The organism is Streptococcus sp. HPH0090, assembly GCF_000411475.1.
GTDB lineage: Bacteria > Bacillota > Bacilli > Lactobacillales > Streptococcaceae > Streptococcus.
In genome coordinates, this window is sequence record NZ_KE150465.1 from 60,120 (window position 1) to 81,245 (window position 21,126).

At 39.1% G+C, this 21,126-nt stretch carries 16 protein-coding genes and 3 pseudogenes; 2 read left to right on the forward strand and 17 right to left on the reverse strand.

Features of this window, described 5'->3' with window-relative positions:
* The 17 genes and pseudogenes from HMPREF1481_RS10870 to HMPREF1481_RS08125 form a co-directional block, all read right to left on the reverse strand.
* A pseudogene (locus HMPREF1481_RS10870) lies at positions 1-1,517 on the reverse strand (hypothetical protein); the annotation flags it as partial.
* 80 nt (positions 1,518-1,597) lie between these two features.
* Positions 1,598-2,032, reverse strand: coding sequence for a hypothetical protein (locus tag HMPREF1481_RS08050; protein WP_016466185.1), 435 nt, complete (start codon positions 2,030-2,032; stop codon positions 1,598-1,600).
* 1 nt (position 2,033) lies between these two features.
* Positions 2,034-2,690, reverse strand: a complete 657-nt coding sequence (locus HMPREF1481_RS08055) for a hypothetical protein (RefSeq protein WP_016466186.1) — start codon at positions 2,688-2,690, stop codon at positions 2,034-2,036.
* Complete coding sequence (locus HMPREF1481_RS08060; protein ID WP_016466187.1) at positions 2,687-3,019, reverse strand: hypothetical protein; 333 nt, start codon at positions 3,017-3,019, stop codon at positions 2,687-2,689. The genes HMPREF1481_RS08055 and HMPREF1481_RS08060 overlap by 4 nt, the downstream gene beginning before the upstream one ends.
* 12 nt (positions 3,020-3,031) lie before the next feature.
* Positions 3,032-3,421: a hypothetical protein gene (locus HMPREF1481_RS08065; RefSeq protein ID WP_016466188.1), complete on the reverse strand. Its 390-nt coding sequence runs from the start codon at positions 3,419-3,421 to the stop codon at positions 3,032-3,034.
* The gene (locus HMPREF1481_RS08070; protein ID WP_016466189.1) at positions 3,414-4,085 is read right to left on the reverse strand and encodes a hypothetical protein; all 672 of its coding nucleotides are present in this window, start codon (positions 4,083-4,085) and stop codon (positions 3,414-3,416) included. The genes HMPREF1481_RS08065 and HMPREF1481_RS08070 overlap by 8 nt, the downstream gene beginning before the upstream one ends.
* A 24-nt stretch (positions 4,086-4,109) precedes the next feature.
* The gene (essC, locus tag HMPREF1481_RS08075; RefSeq protein ID WP_016466190.1) at positions 4,110-8,525 is read right to left on the reverse strand and encodes a type VII secretion protein EssC; all 4,416 of its coding nucleotides are present in this window, start codon (positions 8,523-8,525) and stop codon (positions 4,110-4,112) included.
* 20 nt (positions 8,526-8,545) lie between these two features.
* A complete protein-coding gene (gene essB, locus HMPREF1481_RS08080) occupies positions 8,546-9,817 on the reverse strand; it encodes a type VII secretion protein EssB (RefSeq protein ID WP_016466191.1) in 1,272 nt (423 codons plus the stop codon).
* Positions 9,818-10,057, reverse strand: a complete 240-nt coding sequence (locus tag HMPREF1481_RS08085) for an EsaB/YukD family protein (RefSeq protein WP_016466192.1) — start codon at positions 10,055-10,057, stop codon at positions 9,818-9,820.
* A 64-nt stretch (positions 10,058-10,121) separates the two neighbouring features.
* The gene (gene essA, locus HMPREF1481_RS08090; RefSeq protein WP_016466193.1) at positions 10,122-10,586 is read right to left on the reverse strand and encodes a type VII secretion protein EssA; all 465 of its coding nucleotides are present in this window, start codon (positions 10,584-10,586) and stop codon (positions 10,122-10,124) included.
* Positions 10,587-10,597: 11 nt separating this feature from the next.
* Positions 10,598-13,615 carry a type VII secretion protein EsaA gene (gene esaA, locus HMPREF1481_RS08095; RefSeq protein WP_016466194.1) on the reverse strand — a complete coding sequence of 1,006 codons (3,018 nt, stop codon included), beginning with the start codon at positions 13,613-13,615 and terminating at the stop codon, positions 10,598-10,600.
* Positions 13,616-13,684: 69 nt separating this feature from the next.
* Entirely contained in the window at positions 13,685-13,969 is a 285-nt protein-coding gene (locus HMPREF1481_RS08100) for a WXG100 family type VII secretion target (protein WP_016466195.1), read from the reverse strand.
* A gap of 208 nt (positions 13,970-14,177) precedes the next feature.
* Positions 14,178-14,486 (reverse strand): hypothetical protein, encoded by a 309-nt coding sequence (locus HMPREF1481_RS08105; protein WP_016466196.1) that lies wholly within the window; start codon positions 14,484-14,486, stop codon positions 14,178-14,180.
* A gap of 13 nt (positions 14,487-14,499) precedes the next feature.
* Entirely contained in the window at positions 14,500-14,814 is a 315-nt protein-coding gene (locus tag HMPREF1481_RS08110) for a hypothetical protein (RefSeq protein ID WP_016466197.1), read from the reverse strand.
* Positions 14,795-16,482, reverse strand: a pseudogene (locus tag HMPREF1481_RS10540) (DUF2974 domain-containing protein). The gene HMPREF1481_RS08110 and the pseudogene HMPREF1481_RS10540 overlap by 20 nt, the downstream one beginning before the upstream one ends.
* Complete coding sequence (locus HMPREF1481_RS08120) at positions 16,475-16,897, reverse strand: hypothetical protein (protein ID WP_016466199.1); 423 nt, start codon at positions 16,895-16,897, stop codon at positions 16,475-16,477. The pseudogene HMPREF1481_RS10540 and the gene HMPREF1481_RS08120 overlap by 8 nt, the downstream one beginning before the upstream one ends.
* A gap of 140 nt (positions 16,898-17,037) precedes the next feature.
* Positions 17,038-17,439 (reverse strand): hypothetical protein, encoded by a 402-nt coding sequence (locus HMPREF1481_RS08125; protein ID WP_016466200.1) that lies wholly within the window; start codon positions 17,437-17,439, stop codon positions 17,038-17,040.
* A gap of 786 nt (positions 17,440-18,225) precedes the next feature.
* On the opposite strand from HMPREF1481_RS08125, the gene gshAB reads away from it, so the two are divergent.
* On the forward strand, positions 18,226-20,472 hold the full coding sequence (gene gshAB, locus HMPREF1481_RS08130) for a bifunctional glutamate--cysteine ligase GshA/glutathione synthetase GshB (protein WP_016466201.1): 2,247 nt from the start codon (positions 18,226-18,228) through the stop codon (positions 20,470-20,472).
* 136 nt (positions 20,473-20,608) lie between these two features.
* Positions 20,609-20,930 (forward strand): annotated as a pseudogene (locus tag HMPREF1481_RS11005) (transposase); the annotation flags it as partial.
* Positions 20,931-21,126: the final 196 nt, after the last annotated feature.

Sequence of the window (21,126 nt, forward strand, 5' to 3'; positions counted from 1 at the left end):
TCAGGTCTAATTGTAGGTTCATATTTACCTAATGTCATTGTATCCGAGTCAGGGTTGATAACACTCTTCGTCCGATACATTTCATACTCTTCCAGGGGCATATTTTTTATTGGCGGTGTTGTTGATTGACTTGGTGATGGATTCGCTGTTCCCTTCACCTTCGGTACGTCCACATCACTTGGCTTAATTCCGCCAATAGCCTTAGTTGCGCTGTCGCCTGATACTTGTTTGACCTTCGGTACATCCAGGCTGACTGCTGGGTGATTTTTTAGCTTGGCGAGGGTCCCATCAGCTGGACTTGCTTTTAGATGCAGATCTTGCCGACTGTTAAAGCGAACACTGTCTGGATCCAGCTTAGGTATTTGCTTGCCTTGAAGTGGGACATCCAGATGAGATGGTTTGGTGCCTGACACATCTACAGATGGTGCACCAAACTTCTTACCAACGTAATTTCCTGCCTGCTTCATACCAAAGCCCATGATTTGACCAAACATGAGATTTTGAATGTCTGAACTTGGATCCTTTCCTGTCCCTACCGCATAGACAACCTTAGTGAAATCGTTGACATCGTCCGCATGTGTCCCTGCCGTCGCTAGGTTTTTTAATAGGGTAGAGCCTTCGGCCCCACTCTTAGCTAGTTTCGTCAGATAAGCTGCCGAACCCATGCTCGCAATCGTTACTACCGAATCAATACCTGCCCATATTCGCTCCTCATTTGTCAACTGCGTTCCAGTAATAAAGCTGTGTCCCTCTATTGCTGAATAGGCACTGTCTGCGGCTAGATAAGTACCTCCCGCATAGGTGGCTGTTAGTGATGTACCACCTGTCGCAGGGGCTAAGGCAGCTCCCCCTATCATACTTAATACCGCTAGTGTTTTAAGCCCAATATCTAAATACTGGAGACTTTCCTTATTCTCCTCATAATAGCGACTTGCCTTGAGTCTCTGGTAGTCTGGTAGTTGTCCAGGGTAGCGAACAGCCACGACTTCCTCCGCACTCTTGCCTTCTATGGCCTTGATCTGCTCATCTGATAATTGATCCTTCTTGGCCATCATCTCTTTGACAGCCTTTATACGATCATCATAGACATCCTTTGCGGCTTGAAGAGGGCTTGCCTTCCCATCTAGGATTTCTGACAGGTTATAGGACTTCACTTCAGTGGAGTCTATATAGACAGCATTACCGTCTGCCTTATATCCGGCTAAGACTTTCTTTGACACTGTTTTTTTCGTGTATTTACTTTTATACGGCTTACTCGAACTATTAACATTATTTAAGGTTGTGAAGGCCTCATCCATCCCTTTGGTGAATTTGCTGTCGATGTTCTGCATGATATCCGAATGAATCTTCTTGGCACTCGTTAACATGTTGTAGATCCGTTTCAGGGACTTATCAAATGTCGTACTATCTTTGGTCGTTCCTAATGATGCTTCACCTGTTTGACTGTATAAGTCTTCGACCCCTTCATCTTTTACAACTTTACCTGCTGCTTCAATATCATCCATGATAGAACTCATCGACTTGAAATAACTATCGGACGAAACCAGAGGATAAGTTGGATCACCAGAAAAATCAGGTTTATTCGTATAATACTTCGTCATTTCGCCCCACTTCCTTGAGCCTCTGCTTGGCGGTTTTTCATAATTTGTTCAACGGATCCTTTTGGATCTTTTCTAATGGTTTCTTTATCTGCAGCACTTGTCGTTGGCTCATTCAATAAAAAGTTGGCAATCGCTGTCGCTAAAACCTTATCCGTATTCACCATTTTTTCATAAGTATTCTGCGCATGTCTATAGAGCACCTCGCTGACTGCTTCAAATTCCTGTGCTTTTTGATAAAATAGGCCCAAACCAGCATTAGTCTCACTATTGGCTATCAAATCATGATAGGCACCTTCAGAGGACAGGTCGGGGAGAGTTGAAACGACATGTTGAATTTTGGTCTTGACCTGATTTGTATAATGGACTATGTTAAGACAATGGTAAATAAGCTGTTCTTGATCATTCAAAACAAGTTTAAAATCTACCCCCATATCACATCCTCACTTTCAATTTTTGAATCAGTTCTGTTTTTAGTTGTTCACTATCTATCGAACGACGCATCTGCGTAAATAGATCATATTCATATAAATGACCATTACTTGTCAAGTAAACAGTATCTTGTGTATCTTTTGAAAATTCATTGATTCGGATACGAATGGCCTCATCATTTCCATGGTGGACCATTAGGCGCATAAATGCTTCCACTTCCCATTGTGAGTGTATATAATCTTTAATGGTATCATCAACATCTTGCAAGACAGGATGCATCTCCATCAAGAAGGCTAGGAAAACCGCGCTTCCAGCACGATCCAGTTGAAATTGATTATCACCAACTTCCATAATAATAATAGCCATTCGCTTATATGCATCAACTCCAGGTGCATAGGATAAGCGTTGATCCACCTGACAATGATAGTTTGCATCATGATATTCCTTCAGATAAGCTCCGTATTGCGCACATTCTTCTGTAGGTTGGTTATCAACGATAAGTCCCATTTCTTTTAGATCTTCAAAACCTTTTTCTATTACTGATAAGAGATTTTCTTTTCGATTTTTGCTACTTCCTACTGGAAGTGGAAGAAACACCAGATCATCTGAATAGTTATTAAATATATGTAGTGTATATAAAGCTTCTAGTGTGAATATCATGCGTTGTCAATCTCCTTTATGACATTGGAACTCGAGATAGAACCAAGTAAAGTTTTTAGACCTGATACAACTGTTTTTAGCTCTTTAACACTCTTACTATAATCTTCTTGATATTTTTGGAGAAAGTCCTTCAAGTCTAAATAATGATTTTTACTCTCTCCTTTCCACTCTGTATCATTTGAGTTTAGACCAGATATTTCAGTATCTATACTGGAAAGAAGACTAATAATTTCGTTTAATTCTTTGATAACTGTGTCCAATTGACTATCATCGTATGTTACAACATCACTTGTATAGCTACTATCAATAGTATTAATATCCGTATCCATAGATACCTCCTCTTACCACCATAATTGTTCCCATAAAGGTTTTCCTTTATTGTATGCTGCTCTGTTACTAGCTATTGCGTAATCCAAATCTGATATTTTTTCACCCAGAGTTACATATAAATCTTTAAAAGATGAGTTGGCATCCTTAACAAAATCAATGTATTCCTTGAGTGTCTTTTTATCAGATTCTAATTTTGTTTTGAGAGATGATAGATAATGATATCCCTCATTCCCATCAATCTTATTGATTGCCTTGTCACAAAGTTCAACATAGCTTTCAAAACGACTAAGATCTACATCTGAATCTAGGCCATGTGATTGAATAGAATTACGAACTCTTTGATACTTTGCTTTTTTAGCTTTATCGCTATCAATTTGTGCCCTTAAACTTTCATCACTCATTTTTTTCCTCCACGTCTTCTGTAGCCTGTTTTTTAGCATGATTTTCTCTTATATCTTTCAAAGATTTATCAATCACTCTATCAAGTTCGTCGTCGTCAATCCCATAAACATGAAAATTATACTTACGAGTCTCTGTATTTGAAGCTTCCGTTTTAGGAACTTCTTCAGTGGAAGATGATGAATCAGATTCTGAAGAAGTTGTATAAGATGAACCCGCTTCCTCTGATTTTTTTTCAATCTTAGGAATATTCTTGTTTTCAATATTGGGAAGATTCTTTATTTCATTGGCAGTAGGGACCTTCTGGTACACCTTAGCAGGTCTATAGAGTAAAGCGAACGAGAAGAACAAAGCAATGACACTTCCAACAGCTGCCAAGTTCCGTTTACTCGTTTCTGACGAAGCCACCTTGGCTCCACTGGTACTAAGTCCTTTCCATTCAGGATGCTCTGCTTCTATCGCTTTCTTCGCTTCCCAAAGTGGAACGAGTAAAAAGTGATTAAAGGGCACAACTGTAGCCATAGCTGTCGCTCCCAGTGGAATGAATCTATTTGAATTTACGATAAGGACGATGCTTAGTATAGAAAATAATACGAATAGAACTATTACTAAAACTAGTCGAATTTTATATTCTTTTTTTAGTTGAAGGTATTCTTCTTGGGTCATCTAATCAATTTCCTCTTTCTCCCATTATTTTGTAATCTTCAATTTCATTTGGGCATTTTGATAGTGAAGATAAACTTGATCATCTAGCAACTGTTCTTCACGCCCTGTAGTAGAGCGAGTGAAGATCGATTGATCAGACATCTTCATTGCTACGATAGCTGTATCTAATTGAGTTTTCATATATTTCGGTATATCCGCATAACTAGATAAATACGCTTTATGAGTAGCAAAGATAAAATGAAGACCAACTCTGTGTCCTTCTTCCATCAGAAGGGCAAGTTCATTCGGTTCAATATTACTGTCAGCTACAAATTGTCCAAGATCCGTTACTACAACAAATTGTTCAAACATTCTACGCTGTTTTCTAGCCATAAGAACTCGTTCTTTCAAACTATCAAGTATAGTACGATAAGACATACCATTCCCTAGGTAGTTCCCTACATTATCCTTGAATGAACGATATTCATCAATAGGATCAAAAATCGTAACGATTTCCTTATCAAATAAATGTAGAAGAAGTTTTATCATATGGTTAGTTACAGCGTTCATAGCAGCATCTTTGTCTGACAAAATAAGCAAGTGTTTGAATCTATCAAACGGCAAGCCTATAGTTTGAACTTCTTCGAACTCTAGACCAATTGGCAACTCATTATTTTGAACTGCTTCCTGAGTTGTCGGTAGATTTAGGAAAGCATCCATCGTCAACTCCTCTGGTACCATCGGGATGGCACTTGGACGTTGACCTGTCCAGGCTTCTTGGAGCGAAGCGACTGCTTTGCGTAGGTTGTTGAGGACTTGGGTGTCATTGGCTCCAGAAACTGGAAGTGCCAATTGGATGACATCGACTTCCTCACGCTTGATAAGAGCACGTCCCTTGATGTCCTCCATGGTCATAGCAAGTGGTGTAGCTCCCACAATCACACGCACTTCACTTGCTTCATTCTGTGGTAGGCTCAATTGATGCTTGAAGTTCGAGTAGAGTTGAGCTCGCAGGTTGGTCTGACGACCAGCTGTCATCAAGAGATGAACACCGATGCTGAGACCCTCACGAGAAATTCTCACTAGGAGCTTGAAGAGTTCTGCCTCATAAGCCTCTTCTTTGATGGCTTCATAACTATCTAAAAGAATGACAATAGCTGGTTCTTTCTGATCACTGGCCTGACGGTAGAGTTCCAATGTCCCTACGCCATAGTCAGAGAGAAGTTTCTTCCGACGATTGAGTTCTTTCTCCATGATTCGTACAAATTTAGAGATTTTCTCCGTTTGGTCCAAAAGCATGGTATCTGCCACCTGCGGAAGTTTAGATAGTGGAGCCAAACCATTGGTTCCAAAGTCCATCAAGTACATAGTAAGGTCCTTAGCACTGAACTTACGAGCCAAGTCCATACCTGCAGACTGAAGGAAGGTTGTTTTCCCAGTACCCGGACTTCCATAGAGAAGGACATGACCGTCTTTGGCGAGATTGATAGAGACAGCTTCCTGTTTCTGTGCCTGTGGAATATCTGCCATCCCAAGTAGTACAGAAAGTGGTTTCTCTTGTTCCCAGGCTACTGTCGGTTGCACTTCTTCTAACTCCTCAAGCGTAATGCGCTCTTTGAGCGGTGGCAACCATGGTTGCGGTACTGGAGGAATCTCTTTTTCTTCACACAAGAGTTGAATGTTGTGCACAATCGCATCTAACTCTGTCGGAACTTCCTTGATTTCATCCGCATCCTCTAAGCCCGATAAGTCTTCGTTTAGGATTTCATATTGTCCCAATTCATTGATCAGGTAGATGGTATGGTCTTCAATCCCCATATCATCCTTTTCTGGCTGGTAATCTGCTCCTGACCATGCTGACTGGAAGAGTTCATAGACTTCGTTATTTCCGACCTGCAGATAGGCGCGTCCAGTCTGCGTAATTTCAGCTGCATCAGGCGTATGAAGCATTTCATTGGAGTCAGAGCGGTCCGCCACCTTGAGCGCAATCTTAAAGCGAGAGTTAGACCAGATCTGATCATCGACTACTCCTGATGGCTTCTGCGTTGCTAGGATCAAGTGGACCCCTAGAGAACGTCCGACCCGAGCGATAGATACCAACTCCTTGATAAAGTCTGGCTGGTTGGCCTTGAGCTCCGCAAATTCATCCGAGATGAGAAAGAGATGAGGGAGAGGTTCTTTGGCTTCTCCAGTTTTAAATTTCTTCTGATATTGATTGATATGATTAACTTCAAATTCCCTAAAGAGTCGCTCACGACGATGGATCTCTGCATTGATTGAAGCTAGAGCACGCATGGATTGGGCACCATCCAAGTTAGTGATGGTCCCCAAGAGATGGGGTAGGTTTTTAAAGAGATTGGCCATCCCACCACCCTTATAGTCAATTAGCAAGAAAGCTACATCATGAGGATGGAAGTTGACAGCTAGAGACAGGATATAAGATTGGATGGTCTCTGACTTCCCTGAACCAGTCGTCCCTGCAATCAAACCATGAGGCCCATGAGCTTTTTCATGAAGATTGAGTTGAACCAGATCACCTTGACCTCGTAAACCAATCGGAACAGCCAAACTCTTGTAAGGCGCGTTCTTTTCCCAGCGGCTCGATACCTGCAAGTCTTCAAATGTTTCCGCCCCATACATCTCCATGAAGGTAACCGAGTCCGGAATCGAACTCTTGAGATTTTGAAGGTGATTGAGAGGTGCCAAGGTTCGAGCAATGCGCTCCTTGTCATAATCGACTGGAAAATGATCCAAGCGGAAGTCTGTTTCTTTCAAAACTCCTTCTTCCATGACAAGTTGTCCTGTATTGCGGTCCTTGATGTTGATCACTGTCTGAATATTTTCAGACAAGGAACTCATCACATCCTCTACAAAAACGAGAGAACAACCCAAATCTGTTGGATCTTCTGTAAAGAATTCCATAATGACATGGTCCAATATTAGCTTTTCATCTGTCACTAAAACTACGTAATGAGGGTGGAAAAGTGTACTTTCTTTATGTGATGTTTCTTCCTTTTGACTACGACGTAGTTTCAAGATTTGGTTCAAGCTATTGAGAACCTGGTCCCGTGTTCGTTGATTGTATACAAATCCTCGCACATTGAGCTCTTGAAGCTTGGCATGTGGAAGCCAACGCATCCAAGACCACTGTTCTTTTTCCTCTTCAGGCAAGATGGTGATAAATTGCACATCATGATAAGAATGGAAAGTAGCTATCTGCATGACCAACAACTGAAGTTGTTCTAAAACTAGATTTCTTGGACCAATATACCCCACCGGCCCATGGCTTAGATTGGCTGGAATCGGCATATCCGGGATTTTTTTATGTCGACTATAGAGGGCGTATCCCTCTTCCTCTAAAGCATCTTTCTTCCCACTTCGTTCTCGTTGCCCATAATTTAACTCATAGCTAGTTGGGAGTTTTCCTAAGCCCAGACGATAATAAAGGAAGTCAAAGTGCAAGGGGGTCTTTTCATAGATTCTGTGATTATAACTCTCAACGAGGTCAGTCAACTCCAAAACAGTTGGAAAATGGTAGTTCATCCCTTCTTTTTGTTCCCGCTCCAGACGAGTCAATTCCATGACCTTGTCCTTTAGATAAAGGTGATAGAGATCAATTCTCTCTTTTTTATCAGCCTTGTACTTTTTCCGATTTTTGAAAAAGCCTCGGATAGAGAAAATCAATGTAGTGATTGACATCCCTACTGTCGCAAGAATATAAATTCCTCGAGGTTGAATCAACGTAATCAGGATTGTTACCCCAATCATCATAAGAGGTGGAATGATCAATTTCAATAGTTCATCACTAGGTTTAACCGGTTCCTGACCTGGAGGGTTTATCAAGATTTTATCTTCACTACCACGATAGATGATTCTTGGAGAACGATGATAATCTGGATACTCTTCATAAAAGGCATAACGAGATGGCTCTCTCAATGTCAATTGTTTCCCAACTTGAGCTGGTCCTTGAATCCAAATCTCATCTGGATAGAGTTTAATTGTCACAGCTCCTAAGCTCAACTCATCCCCAAAACTAATGAGTTGTTGGTCGTTTTGCTCCAAATGATTATTTCTATAGAACTCCCCTTGCATTCGAGTCAAAATCCATTGATTTTGAGTTTTCTGCAATAATAGCTCAATCTCTGCATCTAGAGTGATAAGAGCTCCCTTATGAGAACCTATCTGAATTTCTGACAGATCCAAAAGATCATAAATTTTTGTTTCTCCTTCTCGGAGATAGAAGACGACTTCCCCCAAGCTTAGAGCGTTTTTCAGCAGGCCTACTTCGTCACCATACTGATAAAACACCTCTTCACCATCAACTTTAAGTTGAATTGGCATTTCCTGTTGTGAAAGATACACTTGAGCCTTTTCAGTTGCACCGATCAAGACAGTTTTATCTGCACCTAATTCTACTTCATAACGTAGACCTTGGCTGTAGAAAATGATTTGTTTTTTCATAATTTCTCTCCTGGTCTCCTTTAATTGTTAGAGGAAGTGCTAGGACTAGATTTCTTTTCTGAAGAAGGTTTACTTTCAGAAGGTTTACCTTGTTGATTTGTAGTAGTGGACTTGTTAGCACTAGATTCATTTGTCAATAATTGACTTCGACTATCCCAGTATTTCTTGTACTCACTCTCCAATGCATTCAACTTACTTTCTCGATCTTTTCCTGACAACTTATCGTCTTCTCGAACTTGCTTGATTTCTTGAGTCAACGCATAGAGAATCAAGTCACTATCATTAATCCGTTTGGCAATATCGAGAGCTTCTTCAAAACGGTTGCGCCCAATTTGGATCCAGTAAGTCAAATAAAGTTCATCTGACTTGAGAGTCACATTATTCAAAATGACTTTCTTTTGATCATCAGAAAATTCCAATCCCTGAATATAAGAGTATGCCAGTTCATACTTTTGAGTATTTGGTAAATTAGACGGAGTAACACCCTCCAATTCCGTAATAACCCCACTATAATCCACTTTTATAAAGGCAGTATCAGCCTGTAGCATTTTTTCTTTGAATGGATTTTGCACAAAAATCAAATAAATAAGTGGAATAGCCAACAAAACTACGCTAGCTGACAACCAGATTGTAGCCAACTTAAAAACACGATGTTTTCTACTTGGAACTAATACCAAATCAGCCTGTTCTTTCGTATGTTTCTCGACATAATATTTTTCCAAAATTGAAACTGCAGATGCAATATCATTAGCTTGGCACAAATCATTTAGGAAATCTGGTAACGTTTCTAGTTCCAGAGAACCATTGTAGAGATCCATAAAATCCAAATCGGTAAATAAAGTTACTGTAAAACACTTGGCTTGGCGTAGAAAATCTTCTGGAGATATAGCCTGAGGAACCATCAAATCTGGAATTCCACGATAAGCAATTTTAGCTTGTGCATCTTTCGTAATAAACAGATTCATTGGATGCAAAAGAAACGTTACTGGCAACTCTAAAGCTCCCTCTAGACTAAAAACGTTTAGAGCTAAACGAATTCTCTCTGAGATTGTACGATTCTTCACTTCATCATAACTTAATCCATAAGGTTCTACTTGGTAAGAAAAAGTCACACTGTCCTCATCAGATACCATGGATTGCTCCAAGAACAATGGATGGTGTAAATCCAACAGCAAAAGCTCTCGTAGATCTTGACTAGCTACATCTGAACGTTTGAGTTTTAATTCCCAGGTAGTTTCATTTTTTTCATAAATAAATGGTTGTCCACCAAATACAAATTTTTCTTCAGTCACCTATATTTCCTCAATTTCTACTAAATCTCCTGTCGTCATTGGATAATCAGACAGATGTTTTCCTTCATCAATCAACAAACCTTTATTGACTATTCTTAATTGGTATTTTTTTCTCTTTATTCCTGGATTAAAAATCGTATCAATTTCTCGGATTAGCCGACGTACTTCAATCTTTCGGGGAATTCGAATATCCACATCCCTATCTTTCAAGCGCAGGGTAATATTGATATGTTGCTCCATTACTTTTTGTATCTCCTGTCTGATTTATCCTTTTTCTATGTTTCTTGGACGAACTGTTAAAACATCAATCCAAATTATCTGCCATCACTCGGTAACTCATCAAACCAGTGACACCCATCAGCAATAGAACGACTCCTACATAGAACATCTCTGGCATAAAATTATTCAATTCTCCTCCAGTAGTCTTATCTAAATTTGTTTGAAATTTAGATAATTTGTTGGAATTTGGTTGAAATAGTTGTTCTTGCAAATTATTTTTTACTGGTCCCTGTATAGCAGAAAACAGTTGGCCCCTTTCTGTGATCAACTGTTCCTCTTGATAATGTTGCATTTCCTGCAACTTCTTTTGAGTCGCTTCATTAAAAAGGTCTTTGACTTGTTCAGATTGAATACCAAACTTCAATCCTTCTTTCTTCTCAATTCGAGAATCGTCAAGTTGCAGACTGTTATCCTTTATATCATCTGCAGTAGCTGTTGAAACTACTGCAGACGCTACCAAGGTAAGAAGCAAAAGAAATATTTTTTTCATATTCTTAATTTCTATACTTTCTCAGGTTGATTTACTTGAAACCACAAACTTCCTGCTTTGATAAAAACGTTCATAACAATTAGAATTGCTATCACAAAAATTGTTGCGACAAAAACTATAATTGTGGCTGGATGTCCATCAAAATATCCTGAGAGCAAGCCTTCTAATATTGATAAAACATTAAGGTTTTTGATAAATGCTGGGAAGCCTGTTAGACTAGCTGTTGTACCGATAGCATTTGATAGGTAGACAAAGCTAATCATCATAAAGAAGGCAAGTCCCATACCAATGACACGAAAATGTTTAAGTAAGAAATATTGTCCTTGAATCAGCACAAATCCCGCTAAAACAATTAATAAAACCCATGATGGTTGATACTCACGACCAACTTGTAGCTGAATATTTGAAACGATACCAACTACTAGACCAACAACAAGGCTTAGAGCAGATAAGATCGTTACAGTCACAAGATCTGTATCATGTAGTTTATCTAATTTAAATTTATCTTTAACCTTACGAATAATGTTTTGAGTTGCAAAGAGATAAGCTGTAAAGAGACTTACAATTTCCAAAAGTAGAATCCATGTAAACGGACGATATACATTAACTGTTGCTTTTACTGAAGATGAATTTTGCGCAACTGGATTTGATAGGAAATTGAGCAAGACTTCATTTGGCACTCCATTTTCATAAGCATTATTTAAAACTTTCAAGAAAGATTCAACAAAGTTGCCATTAGCTGTTAATTCCTCGTTAAATTGTGTCATCAACGAATCAGCATCCTGTGAAAGTTTTTCAGTACTAGTTTGAGCATTTGATAATTCACGATTAAAATTACTCAAAGTCTCATTCACTGATTCAGCCACCTTCACATTGCTTTGAGAAGAAGTCTTCACACCTGCTGTTTCTGCTAAAAGAGCTGCAAAATCAGTATTTAGAGTTGTCAATTGCGTATTAGTAGTCTCAAAAGCAGTATTTCCTCCGTCTTGAGCCTTTTCCAAATTCTCTAGTTCCTTTTCTAACTGTTTGTACTTCTCAAGTTGGTCCTTGATTTTGGTATCCAATTCCTTGTTTGTATCCAAAACATCTCGCACATTTTTTTCTAATACAGGTTTCAAATCAGTCAATTTTGTTAAGGCCTTATCCACTTTGTCCTTAGCACCATCCGTATCTGTAGCACTGGCAGGAGCAGATAGACTATCTTCATATTTCTTCAGATTTGAAGTAATCGCTTCGTACCAAATATTTGTTAAAGCTGTAGAAACATTACTGTTTCGCAATCCTTTAATAGCATTATATGCTTTTAATAGTGAATCCACTTTTTGATAAGTAGACTCTATTTTCTGAACCTTTTGTCCATAAGAAACCGCAGCTTTTTGAACATTTGCCACATCTACTGGAGCACTTACTGCTTGAACATCATTTAATGAAATATCGATTGATTTTGGTGTAGATGTTGGAGCTGGGGCTGGGGCTGGAGTTGCAGCTGAAGATGTTTCAGTTACACTGTATACTACTTTAAAGGTCCCACCAGTCTTCAAATCAATTTCTTGACCAAGCATTACCGGAGTGCCATCATAGGTAACTGATGCAACCGTCACTCCCGTTTCGGATTTCCATGTAACTTTAGCTTTTGTACCAGTTGTACCTACAGGAGTTGTACTTGTAATGGCTTCACTTTCCAGATTTTTCAAATCCGTTAAAGTTGTCCCCTCACTAGGAGTGCCCAAACTTTTTAATTTGCTATAGTCTAAGGAAGGTATAGTTACAGGTGAAATTCCAAAACCATTAAATACTTTTCCACTAAAATCTTCTGCTGGTAATTCAGATATTGCAGTTCCCAACAATCCTTCAATGGTTTTTTCAGCATTTTCTAGATCCTTATTCCCAGCTTTGTCTAGGAATTGTTCAAGAGTGATGTTGCCCTTTTCAGTTGTTCCGTAATAAGCCACTAATTTTTCATCGATAAAGTTATTAATATCCTTCTTATGATTTTCAAACTTAGTTCGCTCTTCAGTCAAATTAGTTTGTAATGCATCAATTTCTTTTCTGATATTTTCTGCTACTGCTTTATAGGAAGATCCAACTTCTGATGACGTACCATCAGAAGAGGCTGTTGTTCCATCTATATTAGAAGTCAGACTACCTTGAGCTTCAATTAATTTCTTATAAGTTTCAATTTGATTCTGAACTTCTGTGTGACTTTGACCGATTAATCCCGTAATAATATCCGCATGATTTTCCTTCTCGGAAACCCTTGCTTTAAGCAAATCAGCAATTTTATTACCATAAGCAATCTGTGAGGTATCATAGCGGTCAAAAATTTGCGTATAGCTTTCCAAACCTGTCTTTAAAGCATTGTTTGATTCTACTGAAGAACTAGACATGCTATAAAGGGTTGGAAAAAGATTTTTCGAGTTGATAGCTGTCCCATATAAGTTGGTACGATAACTTCCGATATTGGTCGCTTGTATCTGTGAGCTAGCTTGGACATTTTTTTGTGCAGTATAAAGATTACTCAAAATGCTAGCCATATACATATCTACTAGTTGGCTATTCAGATCTGCTACAATATCTTTTGCTAGTTTATTGGCATCATTCTCAACCTGCAAATTTCCTTGTGCATTGATCTTATAATTGATAATGGTCTTGTCTACATTAATCTTATTGATATCCAATACTTTCTCAGAAAAGTCACTAGGAATCGTTAAAACTAGTTGGTATTTCCCACTTTCTAATCCAGCATCTGCTGTTCCGCGAGGTACAACGAACCAATTTTGCGAATTATCCCGCTCAATGTTTTTTACATAACTAGCACCTAGGTTATACTCTTTCGTATCCATATAAACGGGCTTATCTTCATTTACGATAGCCACATTTAATTTAGTCTGTTGGTTTGCTTTTTGATTGCTTTCATTGCTAATAGTAGTATTTTTTTGAACAGACAGATTCAAAAAAATCATCGAAGCGAGCAATAATAGTGCTAACAGACTACTTCCTACATACTTAAAAATCTTATTCTTTCCCATTATCCCTTTTAATCATCTCCATAACAAAAATAGGAAGGCTCTCGCCCTCCTAAAGCCACTTATAACAAATTAAATTTGTGCTGCAAGATCTTGGTCGTTTTGTTCAACAATCTCAGCAACTTTATTCAACTGTGCATTAATTTCATCGAGCAAAGTAGCGAACTCTTCAATTTTTGGAGACAATTCTGTAAATTGGCGATCAAAGCTCTCAAAAGCAGAACCTTTCCAGTTCTCTCTGATAACTTCTTGTTCGCTACTCAATGTACGAAGCACTTGTCTTACTTCTTCAGCACCATTAGTGTATTTCTGAGCAGAAGTACGTAGTTCTTCTGTTGTTAATTGAATTAAAGCCATGTGAAACTCCTTTAAATTAGTTTTATAGGTTTATTATATCAATAAATGCTGACGGTTGCAAGCTTTTATTCATTTTTAAACTGTTTTATTTTAATTATTTTTGAACAAACGAAAAAACTATCGATCGACAGTTTTTCTTTGCATCCTTACTTTTTTGTTTCTAACTAAAAACTATAGAAACCAACTTCTTTTTTTACAGAGTATATTATTAGACTTTTCTTTCTTCTACCTGTTTGTAATAGTTTTTATTCTCTTGATGTCGAGCTTCTAGTACATTCTCTATACGATTCTTATAAAGTTGATGGTAGCCATCCAAATTATTCTCGATTTCGTAAATATAAGGTTGAATTTCAGCAAAGCTACAATCTCTACATGCATAGGAAAGCGCCTCTAGGAGATGATCCGTCTCCCTACTAAACTTGTGGAAATCGTCATCCAAATCCATCTCCAAACGCTCTAAGTCTCGCAATTTACGATTGTGCTCATCCTCTAGTTTCTGAAGTTCCTTTTTATCCATGACGAGTTTTCTCCTAGTTTTTGATTGGACTTTGTAAAGTAGGGGTTTGCAAGGTCTGGGTCAGATAAGTTTCAGCTGCTTCAGTAGCCTTGCCCTCAAACCCACCTTTAATATTGTTCACATAGGTCTTAGAAGCATACTCTTGCATATCAGAGGCTGCTTCTTGTAACTTTTTAGCTAACTCTTCTCCTTTTGCAAGGATAGATAGTTCTTTTGCTCTTACCAAGGCCCCAACTGCTTGTCGTTCTTGTTCTTTCATTCTTTCTTTGAAGCCTCTGTCGAGTTGCTCTCTTGTAATTAAAGTATCTTCATCCGTTAGGACTAACATTTTTCCCCCTCCATGTTTGTTTTACATCTGCCAATAGATTATTAAAATCCTCAGCTCTTTCCGTATCTATAGTCTCAAAGGAACCACTAGCTTTAACCAGGCTTTCCCCTAGTTGCTCGATTTGTGTCAGGAAGGATTTGGCTGCTTTCTCCGTATCACTCGCAAGACCTTCATCCCAAAAACTTGTCATATCAAAACCAGAAAGTAGATTCGTAACTTCTGAACTTGACAAGTATCCAACCATGTCAAACGCTGTCTGTCTTGTTTCTTTTACCATGTTTTGAATATCTTCCTTAGCATCTGAAAGTAAGGTTTTCACATTTTTAACTTTATCTTCCATATCAAAATTTGCCAACTGGGCTGCTGTCTGAAGCAGTTGAGCTCGAACCAAGATTCTTTGATTTCCTGAAAGATTGCCGTTTCTCAGTTGTTCCTGATAACGAGGAATAGCCTCACGATCCCACTTTATAGATTCCTGACGGGCTTCTTCGACGATCTTACTATATTCAGTTGTAAAATTCTCGTAAACGGCATAACCAATAGCTGCCTTTATTTTAAACTCACCTTTCATAATGGAATTTAAAACATTGGTTGCTACATTTTCATCAACTCCTAAAGCCCTGAGAGAATCCAAAGATGTCGCAATCAATCGAGCTAGCTTTTCACCTGCCCTGAGCAATTCTGGGTGAAAGTCCTCTGAAGCAGTCAATAAATTTCCCTTCCCATCCGATTGGAAAACACCAAAGTCATGGGAACTTTCCGGATCAGAAATCTGGGTATAGTGCAAGGGAACAAGGACATTGACTTTACCGACTGGTTTTTTGAGGGGTTCATCGGAATCCTCAGGTAATTTAGTAATGGTGTGCTCTCGATTAAGCATACCCACGATATCAAAAGGATTGACATAATACTCGATTTTTTCGCTAATCTTTTGGATTTTCTCATCGCTGAGGCCCATTTTCTTTAAACTCTTTGTCGTGTCTGGACCGTCAAAGAGAACAACTTTGCCGATTTTCTTCAGTTCTTCATCAGTGAGTCCAGCGACCCCTTGCGCAGAGACAATGGTTCCTAGGGAGTGAGCTGTGATGTCCATCGTAGCATGCGGAGCTTTTTCACGCATCGCTGCGATTTTAGCTTTCATACCTGCCGTCGCTAACTTGGCTTGCGGTATATGGATATGGTTAAGGGCAAACTTCGCATCATTGTCAACCCAGTCATTCCGATTTTCCAAACTGATGGCATCGCTCCCGCGGATAGCCATATAGGTTTTCGTAGTATCTGACCCTAAGGTAGGCGTATCCGTTAAGTAGTAGGCACTGAAACCAGCTTCATCATCAGTTAACAATCCTTTTTGATAACGTTTGTGATGAGTATCCTGCCTCATCCCATTTGTATCAGGAACTGGTGTCGATGTGACTTTATAAGTATCTCTTAAATCAGGATCCGGTTGCAAATAGACTTTACCATCATGAGGAAGTTTTTTCCCTCCGGGGGTGATTCCCATTCTCTTTTATCTTTATTATAAAATTTATTATCTCTAGAGAAATCAAACAGCTGATAATCAAGAGCATTATTATCTGGCGGAAAATTATTGGGGCGCCCATTATATGCAGATTGTGCTAAATCCGCATAAAAATTATCAAAGGTTTTTAAATTACTATTAGTCATAATAATACCATCCCCCATCCCTATAAATTCTTATAGGCTGCATTTCATAAATTCCAAATTCCTTTGGTATACTGTTTGCATTATTGTCTAAAGAAAATCCAACCATGAATTTCGTCTTATCATTATTATTTACCTTTCCTCTAAGTGTCAACATATAGCCACCACCTTGTGGAGTTCCATTTCCTACTTGACCAACCTTCATACTATCCCAATCAAACTGAACACTTTCAACTTTAGGACTTAAAGACTTGACAAAATCAGCCATATCTTCTTCATGTTCTTTCAAATAAGCCAACTGCTTAGATCGCGGGCTCAGAGTTATTCCTCCAAATAGATTTGTTTCCTGTGCCATCCATGCGCCTCCTCCAAATACTACAAGAGCTAAAACCAGCCAAAGTAAAGTACGTTTTTTCATCTTTTTCCTCCTATATAGCGGAATCTATGTATATTATATCATGAATGTAAAAAAAAATACTTTTAGCAAGTATTGTAAGTCAGTAGGGAATGAGTGATATTAAATTTGAGTAAAAATTATCAAAGGTTTTTAGATTACTGTTAGTCAAAAATCTTTCCCCCCACTCTTAAATAATTGGCTAAAGCCATTGAATTAGGAATAATTTCACCATTCTCAATATCAAAAGTTACATTCCAGGAAGAGGACTCAATATGATTAAAGCTACCATATACATTTACAATTTCTCCTCCTCCTTGAGGAGTCCCATTCCCAACTTTTTCCCACTTGGTTTCATCCCAAGCAATCTGAACAGATTCAATCTTTGAATTTTTAGACTTTACAAAATCTTCTATCTCTTGTTCATGCTCCTTCAAATAAGCCAACTGCTTAGCCCGTGGGCTTAGAGTTATCCCTCCAAATAGATTTGTTTCCTGTGCCATCCATGCGCCTCCTCCAAATACTACAAGAGCTAAAACTAGCCAAAGTAAAGTACGTTTTTTCATCCCTTTCCTCCTATATAGCGGAATCTATGTATATTATATCATGAATGTAAAAAAAAATACTTTTAGCAAGTATTGTAAGTCAGTAGGGAATGAATGATGTTAAATTTGAGTAAAAATTATAAAAAAAAAGCACCCATGAGGTAAACTCTTGAGTGCTTTGAAACGTTGATATAATCGTATTGATTAACGTTTTGAGGCAACTGACTTTGTCAGATTGCAGCCACATTTGTAAGCGACTAAAGTCGCAACAACTGTGTCAATTGCACCAATTTAGTATGGAAGCATAAAAAAGAACACCCCGAAAGGTGCTCTTTGTAAGTACAGTAATTCTTTCGAATTAACGTTTACTAAATTGTGATGCTTTACGAGCTTTCTTAAGACCTGGTTGGGAAAGTATGGATTTCAGTTGGACTAAAAACAGCGTAATATAACGGCTTTTCAGAACTATATCTACTAATTAATTTCATAAAATATGAATCATTATTTTTTAAATAGGGGAATAGTTTAGGTCTGTAAGAATTAACTTATACACTTACAAGGTTTATTCTGATCGACTTTATAACTGTCTACGAAAAAAAGACAGAAATGAGAGATTGAGTGTGGGGAAAAAACTATTAGGTGTAGTTTCAATACTTCTACTAATGCTTTTGCTTATATTTAATGCAAGTAAATAGACAATTCGTCCGAGCATTTCCTTCTCCATCTCCGTAGCAGAAAGTTGAGTTTATTTAACAAAATGATAAAATGATAAAATAATAGAGAAACTAGTTATTTCGAGGCCCAATCATGAACCTATCAAACGTATTTCAAAAATTATCCCCAAATACTCCCATCTTACAAGCTACCTTTGGTCTGGAGCGCGAATCTCTACGAATCAATACTGAAGGCCGTGTCGCTCAAACGCCACACCCTGAAAAATTGGGTTCTCGCAGTTTCCATCCCTATATCCAGACAGATTATAGCGAACCTCAACTAGAGCTCATTACACCGATAGCACAGTCGACCACGGAAGCTCGTCGCTTCCTCGGGGCCATCACCGATGTGGCTATTCGCTCAATGGATAAGTCAGAATATCTTTGGCCTTTATCCATGCCACCTGTGATTGTAGAAGAAGAGATTCAGATTGCCCAGTTGGAAAGTGACTACGAGTATCAATACCGAGTTGGTTTGGCAGAACGCTACGGCAAATTGCTCCAGTCCATATCTGGAATTCACTATAATTTTGAACTCGGCAAAGATCTGACCCAGCAGCTCTTTGAAGTCAGTGACTATGACGATTTACTGACCTTCAAGAATGCCCTCTATCTCAAGTTAGCTCAGAACTTCTTGTGTTATCGCTGGCTCTTGACCTACCTTTACGGAGCAAGCCCGCTAGCAGAAAAAGGGTTTTTGACAGATGAAATTGGTTGCGTGCGGTCGATTCGTAACTCCAACTACGGCTATGTCAATGCCCCCGATGTTCACATTTCCTTCTCTTCACTGGAGCAATACGTGACCGACATCGAAAACGCTGTTGGATCTGGGCAACTGTCCTCTGAAAAAGAATTTTACTCTGCCATCCGTTTACGCGGTGCTAAGACTAGCCGGGACTTTTTGACTAAGGGCATCTCCTATCTAGAGTTCCGCAACTTTGACCTCAACCCCTTTGAGCCACTGGCAATCAGCCAAGAAACACTAGACACCACCCACCTCTTTGCACTCGCACTCTTGTGGCTAGACGACATGGAGCAAGTCGACGAAGAATTGGCAGTAGCTGCTACTCTCAACAACCAAATCGCTCTCAGCCATCCCCACACACCACTTCCTAAAGAGGCTGACCCTAAACCTATCGTGACAGCCATGAAGGACATCGTCGCTCACTTTGGACTGGATGACTATTATAGCCAGCTTATCACTAAGGTGGAGGCCTCTCTTCTTGATCCACGTTTGACCCTTTCTGGAAAAATAGCAGAGCAGGTTGAAGAAGGGTCCCTTGAAAAATTTGGCCAACAACAAGGACAAGCCTTTCATGACTATGCTTGGACAGCACCTTATGCCCTCAAAGGCTATGAAAACATGGAACTCTCCACCCAAATGATTCTCTTTGACGCCATTCAGCTGGGCTTGAACGTAGAAATTTTAGATGAGGAAGACCAATTTCTCAAACTCTGGCATGGTGACCATGTGGAGTACATTAAAAATAGCAACATGACATCCAAAGATAACTACGTAATTCCACTGGCCATGGCTAATAAGGTTGTGACCAAAAAGATTTTGGACAAGGCTGGTTTTCCAGTACCTGCGGGAGCAGAATTTGCTAACAAGGACGATGCCTTGCGGTACTACGGACAAATAGCCAACTCTGCTATTGTTGTCAAACCCAAATCCACCAACTTCGGTCTGGGCATTTCCATCTTCCAAGAGTCAACAAGCCTTTCTGGCTATGAAAAAGCCCTAGACATCGCCTTTTCGGAAGATAGCCATGTGCTAGTCGAGGAGTTTGTGGCAGGGACCGAGTACCGTTTCTTTATCTTGGATGGAAAATGCGAGGCTGTCGTGCTCCGCGTCGCGGCCAATGTCGTAGGCGACGGAAGCTCAAGCATCCGAGAATTAGTCGAAAAGAAAAACCAAGACCCTCTGCGTGGTCGCGACCATCGCTCACCTCTTGAAATCATCAATCTGGGTGATATTGAATTACTCATGTTGGAACAGCAGGGTTACACACCTGATACAGTCTTGCCTAAAGGTAGCCAAACCTTTCTGCGTGGTAATTCTAATATCTCAACTGGAGGCGACTCCATTGACATGACTGACCAGATGGGCGAGAGTTACAAACAACTAGCTGCCGATATGGCGACTGCTATGGGGGCTTGGGCCTGTGGAGTCGATTTGATTATCCCAGACTACACCAAGCCTGCTAGTAAGGAGCTACCAAATTGCACCTGTATCGAACTCAACTTCAATCCTGCCATGTACCTGCACGCCTATACTTACGTAGGGCCAGGACAACGTATCACACCGAAAATTTTACGGAAGTTGTTTGGAGAGATATGAGAATAAGATCAGAGATTTTCTGAGCTTACTTTTTTATATTTGATAAATGGTAAAATATAGTGCAACAAAAAACTCATAGAGCCCAATCTCGTGTAAACTGTAAGTAACCACACTAAACAGAACACGGGAGAAATCTATAAGCTACCATCATATTACCATAATTGAGCGAATTAAGATAGAGACTTACCTAGAATTAGGTCTCAAACCCTGCCAAATAGCTAGAAAATTAGGCGTTCACAAATCAACCTTCTCAAGAGAATTAAGTGTGGTAATGACACTTACTCTGCACAAGCAGCACAAACACACAATGAACAATTGGCGAAGCAGAAGGGAAGAAAATCGAGTTAGACTCCTGTGAATTGAAGTAGGAAATTAAAGAGCGATTACAATCTTCATGGTCTCCAGAACAAATTTGTAGTCGTTATCAACTTGAAAATAGGTCCATGGTGTCCTTCAAAATCCAATTTGTAAAATTAAGCTAAAAAAAAGCATCTCGTATTTTTGATACGAAATGCTTTTAATAAATGTAAATAAGTTTTAACGTTTACTAAATTGTGACGCTTTACGGGCCTTTTTCAAGCCTGGTTTGGAAAGTATGAATTTCAGTTGGACTAAAAACAGCGTAATATCAAGACTTTTCTCCGCTTTTATAAA

What these genes read in the sequence shown, in the direction of transcription:
- HMPREF1481_RS08085 (WP_016466192.1), bottom strand. Translation starts at nt 10,057, where the DNA reads ATGGAGCAACATATCAATATTACCCTGCGCTTGAAAGATAGGGATGTG.
- HMPREF1481_RS08100 (WP_016466195.1), bottom strand. Translation starts at nt 13,969, where the DNA reads ATGGCTTTAATTCAATTAACAACAGAAGAACTACGTACTTCTGCTCAG.
- HMPREF1481_RS08050 (WP_016466185.1), bottom strand. Translation starts at nt 2,032, where the DNA reads ATGGGGGTAGATTTTAAACTTGTTTTGAATGATCAAGAACAGCTTATT.
- HMPREF1481_RS08105 (WP_016466196.1), bottom strand. Translation starts at nt 14,486, where the DNA reads ATGGATAAAAAGGAACTTCAGAAACTAGAGGATGAGCACAATCGTAAA.
- HMPREF1481_RS08110 (WP_016466197.1), bottom strand. Translation starts at nt 14,814, where the DNA reads ATGTTAGTCCTAACGGATGAAGATACTTTAATTACAAGAGAGCAACTC.
- gshAB (WP_016466201.1), top strand. Translation starts at nt 18,226, where the DNA reads ATGAACCTATCAAACGTATTTCAAAAATTATCCCCAAATACTCCCATC.
- HMPREF1481_RS08065 (WP_016466188.1), bottom strand. Translation starts at nt 3,421, where the DNA reads ATGAGTGATGAAAGTTTAAGGGCACAAATTGATAGCGATAAAGCTAAA.
- HMPREF1481_RS08125 (WP_016466200.1), bottom strand. Translation starts at nt 17,439, where the DNA reads ATGAAAAAACGTACTTTACTTTGGCTAGTTTTAGCTCTTGTAGTATTT.
- HMPREF1481_RS08060 (WP_016466187.1), bottom strand. Translation starts at nt 3,019, where the DNA reads ATGGATACGGATATTAATACTATTGATAGTAGCTATACAAGTGATGTT.
- HMPREF1481_RS08120 (WP_016466199.1), bottom strand. Translation starts at nt 16,897, where the DNA reads ATGAAAAAACGTACTTTACTTTGGCTGGTTTTAGCTCTTGTAGTATTT.
- HMPREF1481_RS08070 (WP_016466189.1), bottom strand. Translation starts at nt 4,085, where the DNA reads ATGACCCAAGAAGAATACCTTCAACTAAAAAAAGAATATAAAATTCGA.
- essA (WP_016466193.1), bottom strand. Translation starts at nt 10,586, where the DNA reads ATGAAAAAAATATTTCTTTTGCTTCTTACCTTGGTAGCGTCTGCAGTA.
- HMPREF1481_RS08055 (WP_016466186.1), bottom strand. Translation starts at nt 2,690, where the DNA reads ATGATATTCACACTAGAAGCTTTATATACACTACATATATTTAATAAC.
- esaA (WP_016466194.1), bottom strand. Translation starts at nt 13,615, where the DNA reads ATGGGAAAGAATAAGATTTTTAAGTATGTAGGAAGTAGTCTGTTAGCA.
- essC (WP_016466190.1), bottom strand. Translation starts at nt 8,525, where the DNA reads ATGAAAAAACAAATCATTTTCTACAGCCAAGGTCTACGTTATGAAGTA.